This window comes from Herbaspirillum robiniae (genome assembly GCF_002213415.1).
Classification (GTDB): domain Bacteria; phylum Pseudomonadota; class Gammaproteobacteria; order Burkholderiales; family Burkholderiaceae_D; genus Herbaspirillum; species Herbaspirillum robiniae.
Genome location: NZ_NJGU01000001.1, coordinates 689,351 through 706,577 on the forward strand (window position 1 = coordinate 689,351; position 17,227 = coordinate 706,577).

Genomic DNA, 17,227 nt, shown 5'->3' on the forward strand with positions numbered 1-17,227 from the left:
GAGCGCATTGCGCCAAAGGCCGTAGTCTAACGCACAGCGGCGGCGGGCAGCGTCGCCGGCGCCATGGATTACACTGTGGAGGCATGTGTTGACCGGCTTTGACTGACGATCAGATGAGGAGACGACGATGAAATATCAAGGCAGCTGCCATTGCGGCGACATCAGCTTCACCGCCGAAGGAGACCTCCAGCAGGTGGTGGAATGCAACTGCAGCTATTGCGGCCGCAAGGGCCACCTGATGTGGTTCGTCGGGCGCGACAAGCTCAGCGTCGCGCTCAAGGGCACGGTGGCGACCTACCGCTTCAACAAGCATGTGATCGACCACCAGTTCTGTCCGCGCTGCGGCGTGGGCGTGTTCGGCCTGGGCAAGATGCCGGACGGCACGCCGATGGCGGCCATCAACGCGCGCTGCCTGGAAAACGTCGATCTCGCCGCGCTCAAGCACAGCTTCTACGACGGCCGCAGCGTGTAGGCCTCGCCTGCCTGGGGCGGCGGCGCCTCTGCTCCGACGTCATGCCGACGTCATGCAGGCGTCACGCGCCGGTCACGGCAAGCCTGCCGCTCACGCGGTAGAATACGGCCGCCGCGCCGCGCGCCGGCGCCCTTCTCCACTCCGCGTCTTGATTGCCATGCCCTTTGTTGTCACCGACTCTTGCATCCAGTGCAAGTACACCGATTGCGTCAGCGTCTGCCCCATGGACTGTTTCGTCGAAGGCCCCAACTTCCTGGCCATCGATCCCGACGGTTGCATCGACTGCTCGATGTGCGTGCCGGAATGCCCGGTCGGCGCGATCTACAACGCCACCGACCTGCCCGCCGCCATGGCCCATTTCGAAGACCTGAACGCCAGGCTGGCCAAGCACCCCGGCTGGAAGCCGATCACCCAGGCCAAGACGCCCATGCCCGACCACGAGAAGTGGAAGGACGTGGCGGACAAGCTGCCCATGCTGCAGCTGCCCGGCGAATGAACCGGATCACGCCATGAAAAAAGCCCCGCAGGCTTGCGCTTGCGGGGCTTTTTTCATGGAGCCGGGGATCAATTCTCGAACACGTCCGCGCCCTTGGGAATGGTGAAGCTGAAGCTGTTGACCTTCAGCGCCGGATTCTTCTCGAAGCTGTCGAAACTCAGCACCGATACCTGACCGAAGGAATCATGCAACTCCATCGCCACCGGCGTGCCGTTCTTCAGGCCGATGCCGATGCTGTCGAAGGTCGTATCCTTGCTTTTCGGCACCGCTTGCAGCCATTCGAGGCCGTCCTTGGTGCCGGCCTCCTTGAGCGTGAAGTTCTTCTCCAGGTCGTTGCTGCCGAACAGGATCGCCGCCGGCGAGGAGCCCAGCGCGTTGCCCAGTTTCTTGGTGGTGACCTGGTTCAGGTCCTTGTCGTAGATGAACAGCTTTTCGCCGTCGGCCTGGATCACCTGCTCATAGGGCTTCTGGTAGGTCCAGATGAATTTGCCCGGACGCGAGAACACGAAGCTGCCGCTGGAGGTGTTGACCACCTTGGCGGTGCCGTTGTCGTTCCTGACCATGCGCTGGGTGAAGGCGCCCTTGGCCGACTGCGTGCTGGAGACGAATTGCTTGAACTGGTCCAGCGCCGCGGCCTGCGCGCGGCCCGGGGTCAATGCGGTGATCGCGATGGCGCCGGCCACCGCCAGCGCCGACAGGCCCGCCGCCATCAGCATGCGGCGCAGGTTCAACGCGCGCGCCTTCGCTTGGGAGCGTGCGCCGCGCGGGGTGAAATGATGTCTGGAATTGTCCATGTTGTTTGTTTCCATTCTTACAGTTGCGCCACACTTTGCCGTGGCCCATAGAGAGAAAGGCCGCTTGCGCGGCCTCTGTTCAGGCTTGCCTGACGTTTATTCGGGTTCCCCGCCGGCAGCGCCGGCCGGCACCAGGATCTCGCGGTTGCCGTTCGATTGCATGGTCGACACCAGGCCGCTCTGCTCCATCTGTTCCAGCAGGCGCGCGGCGCGGTTGTAGCCGATGCGCAGATGGCGCTGCACCAGCGAGATCGAGGCGCGGCGATGCTTGAGCACCACGGCCACGGCCTGGTCGTACAGCTCGTCGCCCTCGCCGCCACCGGCGCCTGCGGCCGCGCCGCCGCCACCGCCGTCGGCGTCTTCCAGCACGCCTCCCTCTAGGATGCCCTCGATGTAATTCGGTTCCCCCTGCGACTTCAGGTGCTCGACCACGCGATGCACTTCATCATCGGAGACGAAGGCGCCGTGGACGCGCATCGGCAAGCCGGTGCCGGGCGGCATGTAGAGCATGTCGCCCATGCCCAGCAGGGTCTCGGCGCCCATCTGGTCGAGGATGGTGCGCGAGTCGATCTTGGAGGAAACCTGGAAGGCGATGCGGGTCGGCACGTTGGCCTTGATCAGGCCGGTGATGACGTCCACCGACGGGCGCTGCGTGGCCAGGATCAGGTGGATGCCGGCCGCGCGCGCCTTCTGCGCGATACGGGCGATCAGCTCTTCCACCTTCTTGCCCACCACCATCATCAGGTCGGCCAGTTCGTCGATGATGATGACGATGGTTTCCAGCTGCTCCAGCGGCTCCGGCGCGTCCGGCGTCAGGCTGAACGGATTGGGGATCTTCTCGCCGCGCTTGTCGGCGTCGATGATCTTCTGGTTGTAGCCGGCCAGGTTGCGCACGCCCAGCTTGGACATCTTCTTGTAGCGGCGCTCCATCTCCTCCACCGCCCAGTTCAGCGCGTGGCCGGCCTGGCGCATGTCGGTCACCACCGGCGCCAGCAGGTGCGGAATGCCCTCGTAGATCGACAGCTCCAGCATCTTGGGGTCGATCAGGATCAGGCGCACCTGGCGCGGCGTGGACTTGTAGAGCAGCGACAGGATGGTGGCGTTGATGCCCACCGACTTGCCCGAACCGGTGGTGCCGGCCACCAGCAAGTGAGGCATCTTGGCCAGGTCGGCCACCACCGGGTTGCCGGCGATGTCCTTGCCCAGCGCCACGGTCAGGCTGGAGTGGCTGTCGTTGTAGACCTTGGAGCCGAGGATCTCGGTCAGGCGCACGATCTGGCGCTTGGGGTTGGGCAGCTCCAGGCCCATGTAATTCTTGCCCTGGATGACTTCCACCACGCGAATCGAAGTCAGCGACAGCGAACGCGCCAGGTCGCGCGCCAGGTTGACAATCTGGCTGCCCTTGACGCCGGTGGCGGGCTCGATCTCGTAGCGGGTGATCACCGGGCCGGGATAGGCCGCCACCACCTTCACCTCGACGCCGAAGTCGGAGAGCTTCTTCTCGATCAGGCGGCTGGTGAATTCCAGCGTCTCGACCGACACCGTCTGCTGCGCCGGCGGCGCCTCGTCCAGCAGCGACAGCGGCGGCAGGTCGGTATTGGCGTCGTCGAACAGGCTGGTCTGGCGCTCCTTCTGCACACGGTCGGATTTCTGCACCTCGACGATCTGCGGCTCGATGCGGATCGGCGGCGCCTCGACGATCTTGGCGCGCTCCTGCACCACGGTCTCTTCACGCTTGACCGCGGCTTCGGCGCCGGCCTTGCGGTCGGCGCGGGCGGCGAAGAAGTTGCGCACCCACAGCAGGCCGTCCTCGATGCCGCCGCCGATACGCTCGACCGCAGCCAGCCAGGAGACATGGAAGAACAGCGAGAAACCCAGCCCGAACAGCAGCAGCAGCAACAGCGTGGAACCGGTGAAACCGAAGGTCGGCTGGACGGCGGAGCCGATCATCTCGCCCAGCACGCCGCCGGAAGAATGCGGCAGCTTGATCGCCAGGCGATGCATGCGGGTGAACTCGATGCCGAGGCTGCCGGTGAGCATGAAGACGAAACCGACGGCGCGGATGATGGGTTCCTGCCGGTGCTCGGGTTCCACCGGCTGCTCCACCAGGAATCGGTTGGACAGCCGGCGATATCCGTTCCACACCGAGCGGCCCAGCAGCACGCACCACCACCAGGCGGACATGCCGAAGATGTAGAGCATCAGGTCGGCCATCCAGGCGCCCACGCGCCCGCCCCAGTTCGCCACGCGCGGCACCGAGCTGGCCACCGACCAGCCGGGGTCGGTCTTGGAATAGGTCAGCAGAATCAAGGCCATGTAGACCAGCAGCGCCGTCAACGCCAGCCAGCGCGCTTCGGAAATCAGCCGCACCAGGCGGTTGGGCATCGGCGGGGCTGGCGCTTTGGTGTTGCGGATGTGGGCTTGACTCGTCTTCGACATAACTTCCGTGCAAAAAAAACCAGCCGTCATTGTAACGGCATTGAATTGGCGCTAACTGTTTTTACGGCGGGCAATTATGCGCGTCGCTGCGCATTCCCGTCGCGATCTACCGTTTATCGTTATCGTTTTCACAAGCCCGGCCGCCGGCGGCCTATCGGATGGATAGCGTAATTCCATCGGCTGGACAGGGGCCTTCGTCTATAATCTTACCCGTTTTGCAGCGCAGTAATGATGAGCTCCGAGGAGTTCGCCGCGCCTGCCCGCCGATCCGGCGACGACGAATTGAAATCCCGGGACCTGCCTCCAGCTATGGAGTACTGACGCAGGTCCCACAACATACGAAGAGTATCTTATGAGCACGCCCAAACACGCCAAGGTCCTGATCCTCGGTTCCGGCCCCGCCGGCTACAGCGCCGCGGTCTACGCCGCCCGCGCCAACCTCAACCCGGTGCTGATCACCGGCGTCGAGCAAGGCGGCCAGCTGATGACCACCACCGACGTCGAAAACTGGCCGGGCGACCCGCTGGGCGTGCAGGGCCCGGAACTGATGCAGCGCCTGCTGCAGCACGCCGAGCGCTTCAAGACCGAAATCATCTTCGACCACATCCACACCACCAAGCTGTCGGAGCGTCCGTTGCGCCTGATCGGCGACAGCGGCGAATACACCTGCGACTCGCTCATCATCGCCACCGGCGCTTCGGCCCAGTACCTGGGCCTGCCGTCGGAACAGGCCTTCATGGGACGCGGCGTGTCGGCCTGCGCCACCTGCGACGGCTTCTTCTATCGCGGCCGCGAAGTGGCCGTGGTCGGCGGCGGCAACACCGCCGTCGAAGAAGCGCTGTACCTCTCCAACATCGCCAGCAAGGTCACGATCATCCACCGCCGCGACAAGTTCCGCGCCGAGCCGATCCTGATCGACCGCCTGCTGCACAAGGTCACCGAAGGCAAGATCGCCATCCAGTGGCACCACACGCTGGACGAAGTGGTCGGCGACGACAGCGGCGTGACCGGCATCAAGATCAAGTCGACCCAGGGCGGCGCCATCACCGAGATCCCGGTGCACGGCCTGTTCATCGCCATCGGCCACAAGCCCAACACCAGCATCTTCGAAGGCCAGCTGGAGATGCATAACGGCTACCTCAAGACACGCACCGGCAGCGAAGGTTTCGCCACCGCCACCAGCGTCGACGGCGTGTTCGCCGCCGGCGACGTGCAGGATCACATCTACCGCCAGGCCATCACCAGCGCCGGCACCGGCTGCATGGCCGCGCTCGACGCCCAGCGCTACCTGGAAGGCCTGGAATAAAAATTTGTGCGCTGCGAGAACTCGTAGCGCATTGGCTCATCAAAAAGCCGGTGGACGATCATGTCGTCCGCCGGCTTTTTTGCAGGTTGTTGCAGGTTCGACAAGCAGAATTCTTCAAAGGAACAGAACCGTGCCCCGTACCACTTCCCCCCTCCTCCTCTCGCTGGCCGCGCTGGCCGTCGTGCTGGCCGCCTGCAGCGCCGCGCGCGATACCCGTTCGGCCGATGCCGATGCCAACGCCGCCGCCGCCGGCTGCGACGCCAGCAAGGTCGACTACCTCATCGGCGAGAACGTCAGCGGCTACATCGAACGCAAGGCCATGAAGGAATCCGGCGCCGAGGACGTGCGCGTGCTCAAGCCCGACTCCGTGGTGACCATGGACTTCAATGCCAAGCGGCTCAACATCCACACCGACCCCGGCAAGGTCATCATCAAGCTGGCCTGCGGCTGAACCGGCCCGGGCCGTTTGCGCCGCATTCTGATACAGTAGCCCGCTGGGGAGTTTCAGCAGGCTGCATCATGGCAACAATCAAGGATTTTTCAGCACTGGAGGGGCTGCGCAAGGATTTGCAGGCGCAGGAAAAGGCACGCGCCGAGGCCGAGGCCTTACGCCTTCGCAACGAGGCGCGCGCACGCGAAGAGGCCGACATCTTCCGCAACAGCATCGGCCAGGTCGCGCCGCTGCGCGCCAGGGCCGTCGACAAGGCCCACCATCTTCCCGAACCGCCCTTGCCCATCCCGCGCCAGCACCTGGCCGACGAGCAGGCGGCGCTGCTGGAGTCGCTGTCCGACGAATTCACCGTCGACACGCTGATGGACAGCGACGAAAACCTCAGTTTCGCCCGTCCCGGGATCGGCCAGGACGTGCTCTCCAAACTGCGGCGCGGCCACTGGGTGATCCAGGCCCAGCTCGACCTGCACGGCTACCGGCGCGACCAGGCGCGCGAGGCCCTGGGCGAATTCCTGCGCGAGTCGAGAAAGCGCGGCATCCGCTGCGTGCGCGTGATCCACGGCAAGGGACTGGGTTCGGTCAACAAGGAGCCGGTGCTCAAGCACAAGGTGCGCAGCTGGCTGGCGCAGAAGGACGAAGTCATGGCCTTTTGCCAGGCACGCGCGGCCGACGGCGGCGCCGGCGCGCTGGTGGTGCTGCTGAAATCCAGCGAACGCGCCTCCGGCTAAATGCGCCAGCCGCGCTGATCAGGCCTGCCGGTCTCCGGTTTTCAATGCGTGCGCCGACGGCGGATGTCCGGCCAGCTTCCTGAACATGGTGGAAAACGCCGCCGGGCGCTCATAGCCGAAATCCAGCGCGATGCGCGTCACCGACTCCCCTGCCGCCAGCCGCGGCACGGCCAGCACCACACAGGCGCGCTGGCGCCACGCCTGGAATCCCATCCCTGTCTGTTCGCGAAAGCGCCGCGTGAAGGTGCGCTCGCTCATGTGCAATGCCCGCGCCCATTCGGCGGGCCGTGAATGCAGGCCGGGCGCCAGCATGAAGCCGCGGCACAGCTCGGCCAGCGCCGGATCGCGCGGCAGCGGGATATGCATGGGCAGCTCCCGCGCCCGGCCGATCTCATGCAGCAGCAATTGCATCAGCACGGCGTCGCGTCCCTGCTCCGGATAGTGCTGGTCGATCCCGGCCGCCTCGATCAGCAGCTGCCGCAACAGCGCACTGACCTCCAGCACCTGGCAGGCGTCGCCGCCGCGCGGAGACGCCTGCGGCTCGATGTAGGCGCTGCGCGTGGTCACACCCAGCAGCATGCGGCTGCGGTGCGGCTTGCCGGCCGGAATCCAGACCGCGTGCTGCTGCGGCACCACCCAGGCGCCGTCTTCAGTGGCCACCTGCATCAGGCCGCTGGCGCCGTACAGCAGCTGCGCGCGCCGATGGCTGTGCCACGGCAGCAGCGTGCCGTCAGGATAGGCGGCGCCGGCGGCCACCACCGCGCGGGGGATGGCGTCGACACGGTCGATGGGCAATGACACGGCTTCTTTCATGGGATCCGGCAAGAAGATGGAGTGGCTGGAATTCGAACATTATTGTCCCAGCTTCGAAAGACCGTCAAACCCGCCGCGCCTATCCTGAAGCGATTCCTCACTCGCCCGACCACGTCATGAATCACTACCTGACGCTTGCCGCCTTCGGCCTGCTGGCCGGCGCCGCCATTCCCCTGCTGCGCACCGGCAGCGGCGCGGTGGCGGTGCCGCTGCTGTATTGCAGCCTGACGGCCCAGTATCCGCCGGACAGCGCAATGCATCGCCTGGCCATGCATGTGGCCGTGGCCACTTCGGCCTGCGTGCTGGCGGCCACGGCGGGCGTGAGCTGTCTCGATGCCCTGCGCGCGCGCATCGTCTCGCTGCGCCAGGCCTGGCCCTCGTGCGCCTGCGCCGCCACCGGTGCGCTGGCCGGCGCGATGGCGGCGCTGGGCTGCTCGCCGTTCCGGCTGCGACTCTTGTATGTGCTTTATCTCGCCGCGCTGGTCACACTATGCGCCCTGCGCTTCGACCGCCTGGCGCAGGCGCGCGCGGCGCACGCCATACTGCCGCCGCGCCGGCCCCGGCGGCTGCCGGCCCCGCTGGACGCCTTCGCCGTGCTGGCGGCCGGCTCGCTGGCCGCCGGAGCCGGCGTGGGCGGCGGCGCCATGACGCTGCCGCTGATGCAGCGCCGGGAGCACTCGCCGCAATGCGCGCAGGCGCTGGCCAAGATGCTGGCGGCGACGGCCGGCCTCGCAGCCAGCGTCGTCTATGTCGCCGCAGCCTGGAAACAGGGCCGGCAACTGGGGCAATGGCAAGCCGGCTACATCGATGTCAGCGCGGCCGCGTTGCTGACGGCGGCCGTGCATTTGGGCATGCGGCTGGCGCAACCGTTCTCCGACGCCTTGCCGGAGAAGCTGCGCGTGGGCGCCTACATGGGGCTGCTGCTGGCGGCGTTGTTCAAGATGACCGTCTGATCTCGTCCAGTTCGCGCTCGATGGCGGTGAAGACCGGGCGTTGCCGCGGGTCCTCAGAGAGGCAGGCATCGCGCAGCGCCGCCATCCTCTCGCGGCCTGCGCCGGCCCCGGGGCAATGCGCCAGCAGCTCCTCCAGCAGGCAACCGAAGGCGCGTGCTTCCATCGCCTGCAACGCCGCCGCATAAGCGGCCTGCGGCCGGTACATCGAAGCGGCGCCGAAGTCTCCCAGGAGCGCCAGGCCCGGCGCGCGCTGCAGGATATTGTGGGCATACAGGTCGCCGTGCATGATGCCGCGCGCATGCAGGTGGGCGGCAGCGGCGGCGATGTCGTGGGCGATGCCCAGCGCATGCGGCCACGCAAAGGCGGCATCATCCGCATAGACGTCGCGGGTGCAGGACTGCAGGCTGGGCGGCCCGGCCAGGTTGGCGAAGGCCGGATCGATCAGCGGCATCACCAGGCCCTGCGTGCCGTCGGGATGCCCCGCCAGCCGGCCCAGCACCGGAATCAGTCCCTCATGCTCACCGGCCGCGATGCAGGCCGCCATCTCGCGCTCCGGCAAGCCGTCGCTGGTCACCGCGCCCTTGAACAGCTTGACCGCCACCGCCTGCTCGCCGTGGGCGTCGCGCCGGCGCGCTTCGTGGATCACGCCGGATGCGCCTTCTCCCAGCTTGCGCACCAGCGCCAGCTCGTTCCAGGCGATCGACGGCGTTTGCGACGCTTCGTCGGCATGCACCTCGTGATCCTGGCAAAACGGATTGCCGGCGAACGCCAGCCAGCTCAGACCAGGCAAGGTGGCAAGCCACGCGGGGAATTCTTCAAGCCGGTTGGCCGCCAGCCGCAGCAGCTCGAGGCTGCGGCATTGCGCCAGCTGCGGCGGCAGCGCACGCAACCGGTTGCCGGCCAGCATCAGCTTCTGCAACCGTACACAGCGGCCCATGCCCGCCGGCAGCTCCTCGATGCGGTTGTCGGTCAGCACCAGCCAGCGCAGCGTGGCGGGCAAGGCCTCATCGGGAACACGCGCGATGCGGTTGGCCTTGAAGCCGATCATCTCCAGCCCCGGGCAACGCCCCAGCACGGCGGGCAGTTCGGTGAAGAGATTGTCCGAGCAAAACACGATGCGCAGCCGGTGCAGCCGCGGCAGGTCATCCGGCAGCGTGCTCAGGCGGTTGCCGCTCAGGTCGAGGATTTCCAGCGTATCGGCCAGCGCGAAGATCTCGCGCGGAAATTCGCTCAGCCCGCAGGACAGCGACAGCCGCTTGACGCCGGCCAGCTCGCCGCTGCGCAGTTGTTCCAGGGTATGCATACGAAGCGCCATTGAAGCAAAGCGCGCAGTGTAGCAGCCGCGAGGACTCCACTGCGGCGCGGGCGCCGGGCCGGTTGATCGCCCGCGTCCCGGCCTTGGACTTATTCGGCCTGGGCCAGCGCGTTGGCCACCGCCTCGGGCACGACGGGACGGCCGTTGACGAAGCAGGTCGCCACAAAGGTGGCATCCGCATACGCCACCCCGTCGACGTTGATCTGCTGGAAGAAATTGACGCGATTGCGCTTTTCGTTCCGTTCCAGCTTGCAGGTCACTTCGAGCCGGTCGCCCTTCTTCAGGCTCTTGCGAAAGCGCAGCGAATACTCCAGCACCATGTAGATCCGGCCCTGCTTGAACTCTTCTTCAATATCCAGCCCGAGCGCTTCCTTCATGAAGGCGTGCCGCGTCCACTCCATGTAAAACGGATAGTAAAGGCCGTCGACCACGCCCTGAAAATCGATATGGGCGGGATCTACTTCGTAATGCTTTGCAAACATGAGGGCAACCTGATCGTGTAATGACGCTTGGAAGAAAATCGAGGCCGGCAAGCGGGCTCGAGCGGACGCCCCTCGATTATCGGGGAGCGCCGCCATCCTTGCTTGACAACACGCTGACAGGAACAGGTCCGGAAGGTTTTCGCCACAATTGGTTGCAATGCGAACTAAATTCATGTACTGTCGCCACATGTTCGATCACTGCCTCTACTTCAACACCGCCGCCTTGTCGCGCCGCCTGGAGCGCGAATGGACCGCCGCGTTCTCGCCGTTCGGCCTGACCGCGCCGCAGGGTTTCATGCTGCGCGCGGTCATCGATCAGCCGGGCATCTTGCAGGGACGGCTCGCCGCCGAGTTGTCGATCGCAAAATCCACCGCGACCCGGGCGCTCGACGCATTGAAGGAAAAGGGATTCATCGAACGGCGCAAGACCGACGACGATGGCCGTGAAGTCTCCGTCTTCCCCACCGCTTCCGCCACGCAGATCAAGGCGCCGCTCAATGCCTCCGCAGGCCAGGCCGCCGAGAGAATACGCAAGATCCTGGGCAAGCAGGAATTTTCCGACGCGGTGCAGAACATCCGGTCGATCCGCAATGCGCTTGAATGATTTTTTTCTCTCCAAATAGTTGCATTGCTAATTATATTTTCAACAACCCCTTCCATTCATCTCAAGGAGAATGACATGCTCGCGATGCAATATGGATTTGATGTCGAACAAGCCGAGGCAGTCCGACAGCGCGTCAAGGAAATCGGCAGCCGTTTTGACCAGTTGCCCGGCCTGTTCATGAAAGCGTTCCTGGTGGCCGATGCCGACGCCGCGCGCCCGGCCCGCTACACACCGTTTTATATCTGGCGGGACATGGATGGAATGAAGGACTTCATGCTGTCGGACTCCTTCCGCGCGGTCGTCGCCAAATACGGGCGACCCAGCGTGAGCCGCTGGACCGAGCTGGCCCTGACGCTCGGCAATTCGGTTTCCGGCCGACCGCTGTTCGCAGTGCAAACGCTGCTCGACATCCCGGCTGGCGAAGACATCGGACACCGGGTGAAGCACAGCCTGGACAATATCGGGCTCATCACCCAGTCCCCGGATTTGCATAGCGTCTACGCAGGTCTGGACGAAACGTCCTGGCAACTGATGACCATCTCGCTCTGGACCGCCAGGCCTCCTTTGCCCGTGGAAGGTCGCTTATACGAGGTCGCGCATCTTTCCGCACCGGCCCTCGCGGAGAAATAAGCGGGCAATCGGCCCGGCTCAGAACAGATCGAGCTGCCCCGAATTTCGCTGCACCTGCTCGCGCGGCGCAGGGACCGCCAACGGTCGCCTGAACTGGCTGGCGTCCAGCGTGGCGAAGGCGCGGTTGCGATGGCTGATGCCCAGGCGCTTGCTGGCTTTTTCAAAACGCTGGTGCAGTAGATCCGCCCAGACGCCGGTGCCGCGCATGCGGGTGGCGAAATCGGCGTCATAGTCCCTGCCGCCGCGCATGTCCTGGATGCGGTTCATCACGCGCGCCGCGCGTTCGGGGAAATGCGCCTGCAGCCATTGCCGGAACAGCGGGCTGACCTCCCATGGCAGGCGCAGCACGATATAGCCGGCCTGCCCGGCCCCGGCTTCGATGGCCGCTTCCATCACGCGCTCAAGGTCGGGCTCGGTAATGAAGGGGATCACCGGCGCGATCGATACGCTGACCGGGATGCCGGCCTCGGCCAGCGTGCGGATTACCCGCAGCCGCCGTGACGGCGTGGCCGCGCGCGGCTCCAGCGTGCGCGCGATGCCGGCGTCCAGCGTGGTGATGGTGACCGCGGCGATGGCCTGCCGCCTGGCGGCCATCGCCGCCAGCAGGTCGATGTCGCGCTCGATCAGCGAGGACTTGGTGATCAGCGCCACCGGGTTGCCGCAGTCGTGCAGGATCTGCAGCAGGCGGCGCGTGAGCTTCAGCTCGCGCTCGATGGGCTGGTAGGCGTCGGTGTTGATGCCCACCGTGATGGTGTCGGGCACGTAGGACGGCTTTGCCAGCTCGCGCAGCAGCAGCTCGGGCGCGTTGGTCTTGGCCGTGAGCCGGCTTTCGAAATCCAGCCCGGGCGACAGGCCGAGATAGCTGTGCGACGGCCGCGCAAAACAATAGACGCATCCGTGCTCGCAGCCGCGATACGGGTTCAGCGACAGCGAGAACGGCAGGTCCGGCGAGGTATTGCGGCTGATGATGGACTTTGCCGTCTCTTCGGTGACGACCGTCTTCAGGCGCGGCGGCTCGTCCTCATCCTCGCCTTCATCCGAGTCCTGGCCGCCCTGCCCGGCCCCGGCGAAGCGCACCGGCTCCCAGCCGTCATCGAACTCTTCACGGCTGACCGACTCGTAGCGCCCGCGCAGGTTGGTCACCGCTCCACGGCCCTTCAGGGCGACCTGGCTGCGGTGAAGGTAGAGCCCGGGCGTGAGCGTGGGATCGTCGTCCGCCGGCGGTTGCGGCGCATCGGGGAACGGCGCGGCGATACCTTCAGGAAATTTCGGGAAGCGCGGCATGGGGAATGTGGAACCGAAGAAAATCAAATACTGTATATATGAACAGTATTTTGCACCCTGCCGCAAGACGCTGCAAACCTTGTTTCAATTTCCCATTGCCGCTCTGCCAACATGGCGCCGGCACGGCGCCGCTGCATCGGTTTTGCGCCGATTAATCGGTTATGCTTGAACACCCTCAGCTTCCCGAACCATAAGAAATCGAATACGGGGGAACAAGGACCGGAAAGGTCCCAAGGAGACAACGATGCAATACCAGGCAAACCGGCCGGGCGCCGGCGCGTCGCTGGGCCACGCTCCCATGGTGCAGGCCGCGGCCGACGGCATGCCCGACCTGCAGGTCATCGAACGTTCGCACCAGCGCAGTTCCTCCTACGGCATCACGCGCGGCCAGCGCCCCGACCTGGCGACGCTCTCGCGCGCCGACCTGGCGCAGACGCTGGAGAGCAGCCACGCGCTGTTCGGCCACGCACGGCCAGTGATGGAAACGCTGTACGACCAGATCCGCAACACCCACAGCATGGTGATCCTGTCGGACGCCGAAGGCACCATCATCCACACGCTGGGCGACACCGATTTCCTGGCCAAGGCCGACCGCGTGGCGCTGGGTGCCGGCGGGCGCTGGTCAGAACAGCTGCGCGGCACCAACGCCATCGGCACCGCGCTGTTCGAGCAGAAGCCGACCACCGTGCACGCCCAGCAGCACTTCCTGGACGCCAACCGCTTCCTAACCTGCTCGGCCGCGCCCATCTTCGATCACCAGGGGCAGGTGCTGGGCGTGCTGGACGTATCGGGCGAATGCGGCAGCTTCCACAAGCACACCATGGCGCTGGTGCGCATGTCGGCGCAGATGATAGAAAACCACCTGCTGGCCGGCAGCTTCCCCGATTGCATCACCCTGCACTTCCACAGTCGGCCGGAATTCGTCGGCACGCTGGTGGAAGGCATCGCCAGCTTCACGCCCGCCGGCCGCTTCCTGGCCGCCAATCGCAGCGCGCAGTTCCAGCTGGGCCTGCCGCTGGCGGCGTTGCAGTCGCATACCTTCGGCTCGCTGTTCGGGGTGCCGGTATCGATGCTGTTCGACCATTACCGCAAGGCCGCGCCGGGGCTGATGGAGCTTTACCTGCACAGCGGCATCCAGATCCATGCGCGCGCCGAGCTGCGGCTGCGCGAACAGCATTTCCAGAATGCGCGCGAGGCGACGGCCGAGCCAGTGGCTGCCATCGCTTCTGCAGCTACCTCTGCTGCCGCACACGCAAGGCCCGCGACGTCGCCCGCACCGGTCGTCGCAGGCAAACCCGCGCTGCAGTCGCTGGACACCGGCGACGAAAAGATGAGCGCCATCATCGCCAAGCTGCGCAAGGTGATCGGCCGCGGTATTCCCATCCTCGTCACCGGCGAAACCGGCACCGGCAAGGAATGGCTGGCCCAGGCGATCCATCGCGAGCACCCGCGGGCGCAAGCCGGCGCGCCGTTTGTGGCGGTGAACTGTTCGGCGATTCCGGAAAACCTGATCGAGGCCGAACTGTTCGGCTATGAAGACGGCGCCTTTACCGGCGCGCGGCGCAAGGGCGCGCTGGGCAAGATCGCGCAGGCGCACGGCGGCACCTTGTTCCTCGATGAGATCGGCGACATGCCGCTGGCGCTGCAGGGGCGATTGCTGCGCGTGCTGCAGGAGCGCGCGGTGACGCCGCTGGGCAGCAACCGGGTGATCCCGGTGGAGTTCGCGCTGGTGTGCGCGACCAACCAGCCGCTGCGCGAGATGGCGGCGCGCCATGCCTTCCGCGAAGACCTGTATTACCGCATCAACGGCTTGCAGGTGAAGCTGCCGCCATTGCGCGAACGCAGCGACCTTGGCCGGCTGGCCGACGCCATCCTGCTGCATGAAGGCGGCCAGCACGCGCCGCGCTTCGACGCCGAGGTGCGGCGATTGCTGCACGCCTGCGGCTGGCCCGGCAACCTGCGCCAGATGGCGAACCTGATTCGCACCGCGCTGGCCATGGCGGCCGGTGAAAACAGCATCGGCCTGCGTCACTTGCCGGAAGACTTTCTGGAAGAAGCCGGTGATCTCGCGCATGCAGCGATGCCAACGCAGGCCGCGCCCGCGTCGCAATCGCTGCGCGACAATGAATGGAGCACGATTGAAAACGCGCTGCGCCTGCATGACGGCAACGTCAGCGCGGTGGCCAAGGCGCTGGGCATTTCACGCAATACCATTTACCGCCGGCTCAAGGCCCACGGCGGCTGAACCGCCTGCGTGTGAGCGTGTCAGTCAGTGCCGCGCAGGTGCGGGCAACGCGTCGTACTCCTCGTCGGTGAACAGGCGCGAGCGCGTCAGGAAGCGCTTGCCGCTGCCGTTCTCCAGCGAAAACATGCCGCCGTTGCCGGTCACCACATCGATGATCAGCTGGGTGTGCTTCCAGTACTCGAACTGGTCGGCGTTCATGTAGAACGGCACGCCGTCGATGTCGCCCATGTGAATATCCGTATCGCCCAACTGGTACTCGCCGGCCTGGTAGCACATCGGCGCGCTGCCGTCGCAACAGCCTCCGGACTGGAAGAAGATCAGGTCGCCGTGGCGCCCCTTGAGCTGCCGCAGCAATTCCACGGTGGCCTCGGTGGCGACGACCCGTGCGGGTGTATTCATGCTTGTCTCCATCGCATACATCCTGCCGGCGGATATCTTCCGCCGCAAAAGCGGCGCCGGACCGCGGCGCATGTCCGCGTGCCGGCGCCGAAGCTGCCGCGCAATCAGAAGAAGCCGAGCGCCTTCGGGCTGTAGCTCACCAGCAGGTTCTTGGTCTGCTGGTAATGGTCGAGCATCATCTTGTGGTTTTCGCGACCGATGCCGGACTGCTTGTAGCCGCCGAACGCCGCGTGCGCCGGATACAGGTGGTAGCAGTTGGTCCACACGCGGCCGGCCTGGATCTCGCGCCCCAGGCGGAAGGCGCGCGAACCGTCGCGGGTCCACAGGCCCGCGCCCAGGCCGTAGAGCGTGTCGTTGGCGATGGCCAGGGCTTCGTCCTCGTCCTTGAAGGTGGTCACCGAGACCACCGGTCCGAAGATTTCCTCCTGGAAGATGCGCATCTTGTTGTTGCCCTCGAACACCGTCGGCTTGACGTAGTAACCGGCGCCGAGGTCGCCGCCGAGCTCCTGACGACCGCCGCCGGCCAGCACCTTGGCGCCTTCCTGCTTGCCGATGTCGATATAGGAGAGGATCTTCTCCAGCTGCTCCTGCGAGGCCTGGGCGCCGATCATGGTGCTGCTGTCGAGCGGGTTGCCCTGCTTGATGGCGGCCACGCGCTTCAAGGCGCGCTCGATGAAGCGCTCATAGATCGACTCCTGCACCAGCACGCGCGAGGGGCAGGTGCAGACCTCGCCCTGGTTCAGGGCGAACATGGCGAAGCCTTCCAGCGCCTTGTCGAAGAACTCGTCGTCCTTGTCCAGCACGTCGGCGAAGAAGATATTGGGCGACTTGCCGCCCAGCTCCAACGTGACCGGAATCAGGTTCTGCGAGGCGTATTGCATGATCAGGCGGCCGGTGGTGGTCTCGCCGGTGAAGGCGATCTTGGCGATGCGCTTGTTGGAGGCCAGCGGCTTGCCGGCTTCCACGCCGAAGCCCTGCACCACGTTGACCACGCCGGGCGGGATCAGGTCGGCGATCAACTCCAGCAGCACCATGATCGAGGCCGGGGTCTGCTCGGCCGGCTTCAACACCACGCAGTTGCCCGCCGCCAGCGCCGGGGCCAGTTTCCACACCGCCATCAGGATCGGGAAGTTCCACGGGATGATCTGCCCGACCACGCCCAGCGGCTCGTGGAAGTGATAGGCGTAGGTGTCCTTGTCGATCTCGGAAATGCCGCCTTCCTGGGTGCGCACGGCGGCGGCGAAATAGCGGAAATGATCGATCGCCAGCGGAATGTCGGCGGCCATCGTTTCACGGATGGGCTTGCCGTTGTCCAGCGTCTCGGCAGTGGCCAGCAATTCCAGGTTGGCCTCCATGCGCTCGGCGATCTTGAGCAGCAGGTTGGAGCGCTCGGTGGGCGAGGTCTTGCCCCAGCTCTTCTTGGCCGCGTGCGCCGCGTCCAGCGCCAGCTCGACGTCTTCGGCCGAGGACCGCGCGACCTCGCAGAAGGCGCGGCCGATCACCGGGCTGATGTTTTCGAAGTACTCGCCCTTGACCGGCGGGACGAATTTGCCGCCGATGAAATTGTCGTAGCGTTGCTTGAACGGGTCTTTCACGCCCAGTTTGCTGATGTCTGCCAGATTCATGTCGCCTCCTTTGATTGTGGGATCGAAATCCCGCCGCGGCCCCGGCCTGGGGCTACCTGAAACAGGTGTACCGCGTCGGGCGTCCAATCGTGGAAAGCGCAAATCGCATGCCAGCGTGCCCCACATGTGCAGGCGCCGGTGCAGCCGCGTCAGGGCGGCTCTTCATGCGAAAGGGAAAGAATCATCTGGAT

The 17,227-nt window shown here is 65.6% G+C and carries 17 protein-coding genes; 9 read left to right on the plus strand and 8 right to left on the minus strand.

Going from position 1 to position 17,227, the window contains the following annotated elements; translation table 11 throughout:
• Positions 1-127 precede the first annotated feature (127 nt).
• Both CEJ42_RS03025 and fdxA read left to right on the plus strand, forming a co-directional pair.
• Positions 128-472 carry a GFA family protein gene (locus CEJ42_RS03025; RefSeq protein WP_088749976.1) on the plus strand — a complete coding sequence of 115 codons (345 nt, stop codon included), beginning with the start codon at positions 128-130 and terminating at the stop codon, positions 470-472.
• A 157-nt stretch (positions 473-629) separates the two neighbouring features.
• Complete coding sequence (gene fdxA, locus CEJ42_RS03030; RefSeq protein WP_088749977.1) at positions 630-968, plus strand: ferredoxin FdxA; 339 nt, start codon at positions 630-632, stop codon at positions 966-968.
• 68 nt (positions 969-1,036) lie between these two features.
• On the opposite strand, the gene lolA is transcribed toward fdxA, so the two are convergent.
• The gene (gene lolA / locus CEJ42_RS03035) at positions 1,037-1,762 is read right to left on the minus strand and encodes an outer membrane lipoprotein chaperone LolA (RefSeq protein ID WP_079215366.1); all 726 of its coding nucleotides are present in this window, start codon (positions 1,760-1,762) and stop codon (positions 1,037-1,039) included.
• A 96-nt stretch (positions 1,763-1,858) separates the two neighbouring features.
• Entirely contained in the window at positions 1,859-4,201 is a 2,343-nt protein-coding gene (locus tag CEJ42_RS03040) for a DNA translocase FtsK (RefSeq protein WP_079215367.1), read from the minus strand.
• Between the two features lie 352 nt (positions 4,202-4,553).
• Between CEJ42_RS03040 and trxB the strand changes: the two genes are divergently transcribed.
• The 3 genes from trxB (at position 4,554) to CEJ42_RS03055 (ending at position 6,686) form a co-directional block, all read left to right on the plus strand.
• Positions 4,554-5,507 carry a thioredoxin-disulfide reductase gene (gene trxB / locus CEJ42_RS03045; protein ID WP_079215368.1) on the plus strand — a complete coding sequence of 318 codons (954 nt, stop codon included), beginning with the start codon at positions 4,554-4,556 and terminating at the stop codon, positions 5,505-5,507.
• 130 nt (positions 5,508-5,637) lie between these two features.
• Positions 5,638-5,958, plus strand: coding sequence for an I78 family peptidase inhibitor (locus CEJ42_RS03050; protein ID WP_088749978.1), 321 nt, complete (start codon positions 5,638-5,640; stop codon positions 5,956-5,958).
• Positions 5,959-6,026: 68 nt separating this feature from the next.
• Positions 6,027-6,686, plus strand: a complete 660-nt coding sequence (locus tag CEJ42_RS03055; protein WP_088749979.1) for a Smr/MutS family protein — start codon at positions 6,027-6,029, stop codon at positions 6,684-6,686.
• An 18-nt stretch (positions 6,687-6,704) separates the two neighbouring features.
• On the opposite strand, the gene CEJ42_RS03060 is transcribed toward CEJ42_RS03055, so the two are convergent.
• Positions 6,705-7,499, minus strand: a complete 795-nt coding sequence (locus CEJ42_RS03060) for an AraC family transcriptional regulator (protein WP_088749980.1) — start codon at positions 7,497-7,499, stop codon at positions 6,705-6,707.
• 116 nt (positions 7,500-7,615) lie between these two features.
• Here CEJ42_RS03060 and CEJ42_RS03065 point away from each other — a divergent pair, with 116 nt between their 5' ends.
• Positions 7,616-8,452: a TSUP family transporter gene (locus CEJ42_RS03065; RefSeq protein ID WP_165774374.1), complete on the plus strand. Its 837-nt coding sequence runs from the start codon at positions 7,616-7,618 to the stop codon at positions 8,450-8,452.
• Here the strand turns inward: CEJ42_RS03065 and CEJ42_RS03070 are convergent.
• A complete protein-coding gene (locus CEJ42_RS03070) occupies positions 8,436-9,755 on the minus strand; it encodes a leucine-rich repeat-containing protein kinase family protein (RefSeq protein WP_088749982.1) in 1,320 nt (439 codons plus the stop codon). The genes CEJ42_RS03065 and CEJ42_RS03070 overlap by 17 nt on opposite strands.
• 101 nt (positions 9,756-9,856) lie before the next feature.
• The gene (locus CEJ42_RS03075) at positions 9,857-10,249 is read right to left on the minus strand and encodes an acyl-CoA thioesterase (RefSeq protein WP_088749983.1); all 393 of its coding nucleotides are present in this window, start codon (positions 10,247-10,249) and stop codon (positions 9,857-9,859) included.
• Positions 10,250-10,436: 187 nt separating this feature from the next.
• Here CEJ42_RS03075 and CEJ42_RS03080 point away from each other — a divergent pair, with 187 nt between their 5' ends.
• Together CEJ42_RS03080 and CEJ42_RS03085 are read left to right on the plus strand one after the other, a co-directional pair.
• Positions 10,437-10,853, plus strand: a complete 417-nt coding sequence (locus CEJ42_RS03080) for a MarR family winged helix-turn-helix transcriptional regulator (RefSeq protein ID WP_088749984.1) — start codon at positions 10,437-10,439, stop codon at positions 10,851-10,853.
• A 75-nt stretch (positions 10,854-10,928) separates the two neighbouring features.
• Positions 10,929-11,483: a DUF4865 family protein gene (locus CEJ42_RS03085; RefSeq protein ID WP_088749985.1), complete on the plus strand. Its 555-nt coding sequence runs from the start codon at positions 10,929-10,931 to the stop codon at positions 11,481-11,483.
• An 18-nt stretch (positions 11,484-11,501) separates the two neighbouring features.
• Here the strand turns inward: CEJ42_RS03085 and CEJ42_RS03090 are convergent, their stop codons facing one another.
• Positions 11,502-12,767, minus strand: coding sequence for a PA0069 family radical SAM protein (locus CEJ42_RS03090; RefSeq protein WP_088750211.1), 1,266 nt, complete (start codon positions 12,765-12,767; stop codon positions 11,502-11,504).
• Positions 12,768-13,011: 244 nt separating this feature from the next.
• Here CEJ42_RS03090 and CEJ42_RS03095 point away from each other — a divergent pair, with 244 nt between their 5' ends.
• The gene (locus CEJ42_RS03095; protein ID WP_088749986.1) at positions 13,012-15,012 is read left to right on the plus strand and encodes a sigma-54-dependent Fis family transcriptional regulator; all 2,001 of its coding nucleotides are present in this window, start codon (positions 13,012-13,014) and stop codon (positions 15,010-15,012) included.
• Between the two features lie 24 nt (positions 15,013-15,036).
• Here CEJ42_RS03095 and CEJ42_RS03100 read toward each other — a convergent pair whose 3' ends face one another.
• Together CEJ42_RS03100 and adh are read right to left on the minus strand one after the other, a co-directional pair.
• Positions 15,037-15,411, minus strand: coding sequence for a DUF779 domain-containing protein (locus CEJ42_RS03100; protein ID WP_088749987.1), 375 nt, complete (start codon positions 15,409-15,411; stop codon positions 15,037-15,039).
• A 104-nt stretch (positions 15,412-15,515) separates the two neighbouring features.
• Positions 15,516-17,036: an aldehyde dehydrogenase gene (adh, locus tag CEJ42_RS03105; protein WP_079215377.1), complete on the minus strand. Its 1,521-nt coding sequence runs from the start codon at positions 17,034-17,036 to the stop codon at positions 15,516-15,518.
• Positions 17,037-17,227: the final 191 nt, after the last annotated feature.

Coding starts and splice junctions, on each gene's coding strand:
- CEJ42_RS03025 (WP_088749976.1), top strand. CDS start 128: ATGAAATATCAAGGCAGCTGCCATTGCGGCGACATCAGCTTCACCGCC.
- CEJ42_RS03095 (WP_088749986.1), top strand. CDS start 13,012: ATGCAATACCAGGCAAACCGGCCGGGCGCCGGCGCGTCGCTGGGCCAC.
- lolA (WP_079215366.1), bottom strand. CDS start 1,762: ATGGACAATTCCAGACATCATTTCACCCCGCGCGGCGCACGCTCCCAA.
- fdxA (WP_088749977.1), top strand. CDS start 630: ATGCCCTTTGTTGTCACCGACTCTTGCATCCAGTGCAAGTACACCGAT.
- CEJ42_RS03065 (WP_165774374.1), top strand. CDS start 7,616: ATGAATCACTACCTGACGCTTGCCGCCTTCGGCCTGCTGGCCGGCGCC.
- CEJ42_RS03075 (WP_088749983.1), bottom strand. CDS start 10,249: ATGTTTGCAAAGCATTACGAAGTAGATCCCGCCCATATCGATTTTCAG.
- CEJ42_RS03070 (WP_088749982.1), bottom strand. CDS start 9,755: ATGCATACCCTGGAACAACTGCGCAGCGGCGAGCTGGCCGGCGTCAAG.
- CEJ42_RS03085 (WP_088749985.1), top strand. CDS start 10,929: ATGCTCGCGATGCAATATGGATTTGATGTCGAACAAGCCGAGGCAGTC.
- CEJ42_RS03080 (WP_088749984.1), top strand. CDS start 10,437: ATGTTCGATCACTGCCTCTACTTCAACACCGCCGCCTTGTCGCGCCGC.
- CEJ42_RS03090 (WP_088750211.1), bottom strand. CDS start 12,767: ATGCCGCGCTTCCCGAAATTTCCTGAAGGTATCGCCGCGCCGTTCCCC.
- CEJ42_RS03055 (WP_088749979.1), top strand. CDS start 6,027: ATGGCAACAATCAAGGATTTTTCAGCACTGGAGGGGCTGCGCAAGGAT.
- adh (WP_079215377.1), bottom strand. CDS start 17,036: ATGAATCTGGCAGACATCAGCAAACTGGGCGTGAAAGACCCGTTCAAG.
- trxB (WP_079215368.1), top strand. CDS start 4,554: ATGAGCACGCCCAAACACGCCAAGGTCCTGATCCTCGGTTCCGGCCCC.
- CEJ42_RS03040 (WP_079215367.1), bottom strand. CDS start 4,201: ATGTCGAAGACGAGTCAAGCCCACATCCGCAACACCAAAGCGCCAGCC.
- CEJ42_RS03100 (WP_088749987.1), bottom strand. CDS start 15,411: ATGAATACACCCGCACGGGTCGTCGCCACCGAGGCCACCGTGGAATTG.
- CEJ42_RS03060 (WP_088749980.1), bottom strand. CDS start 7,499: ATGAAAGAAGCCGTGTCATTGCCCATCGACCGTGTCGACGCCATCCCC.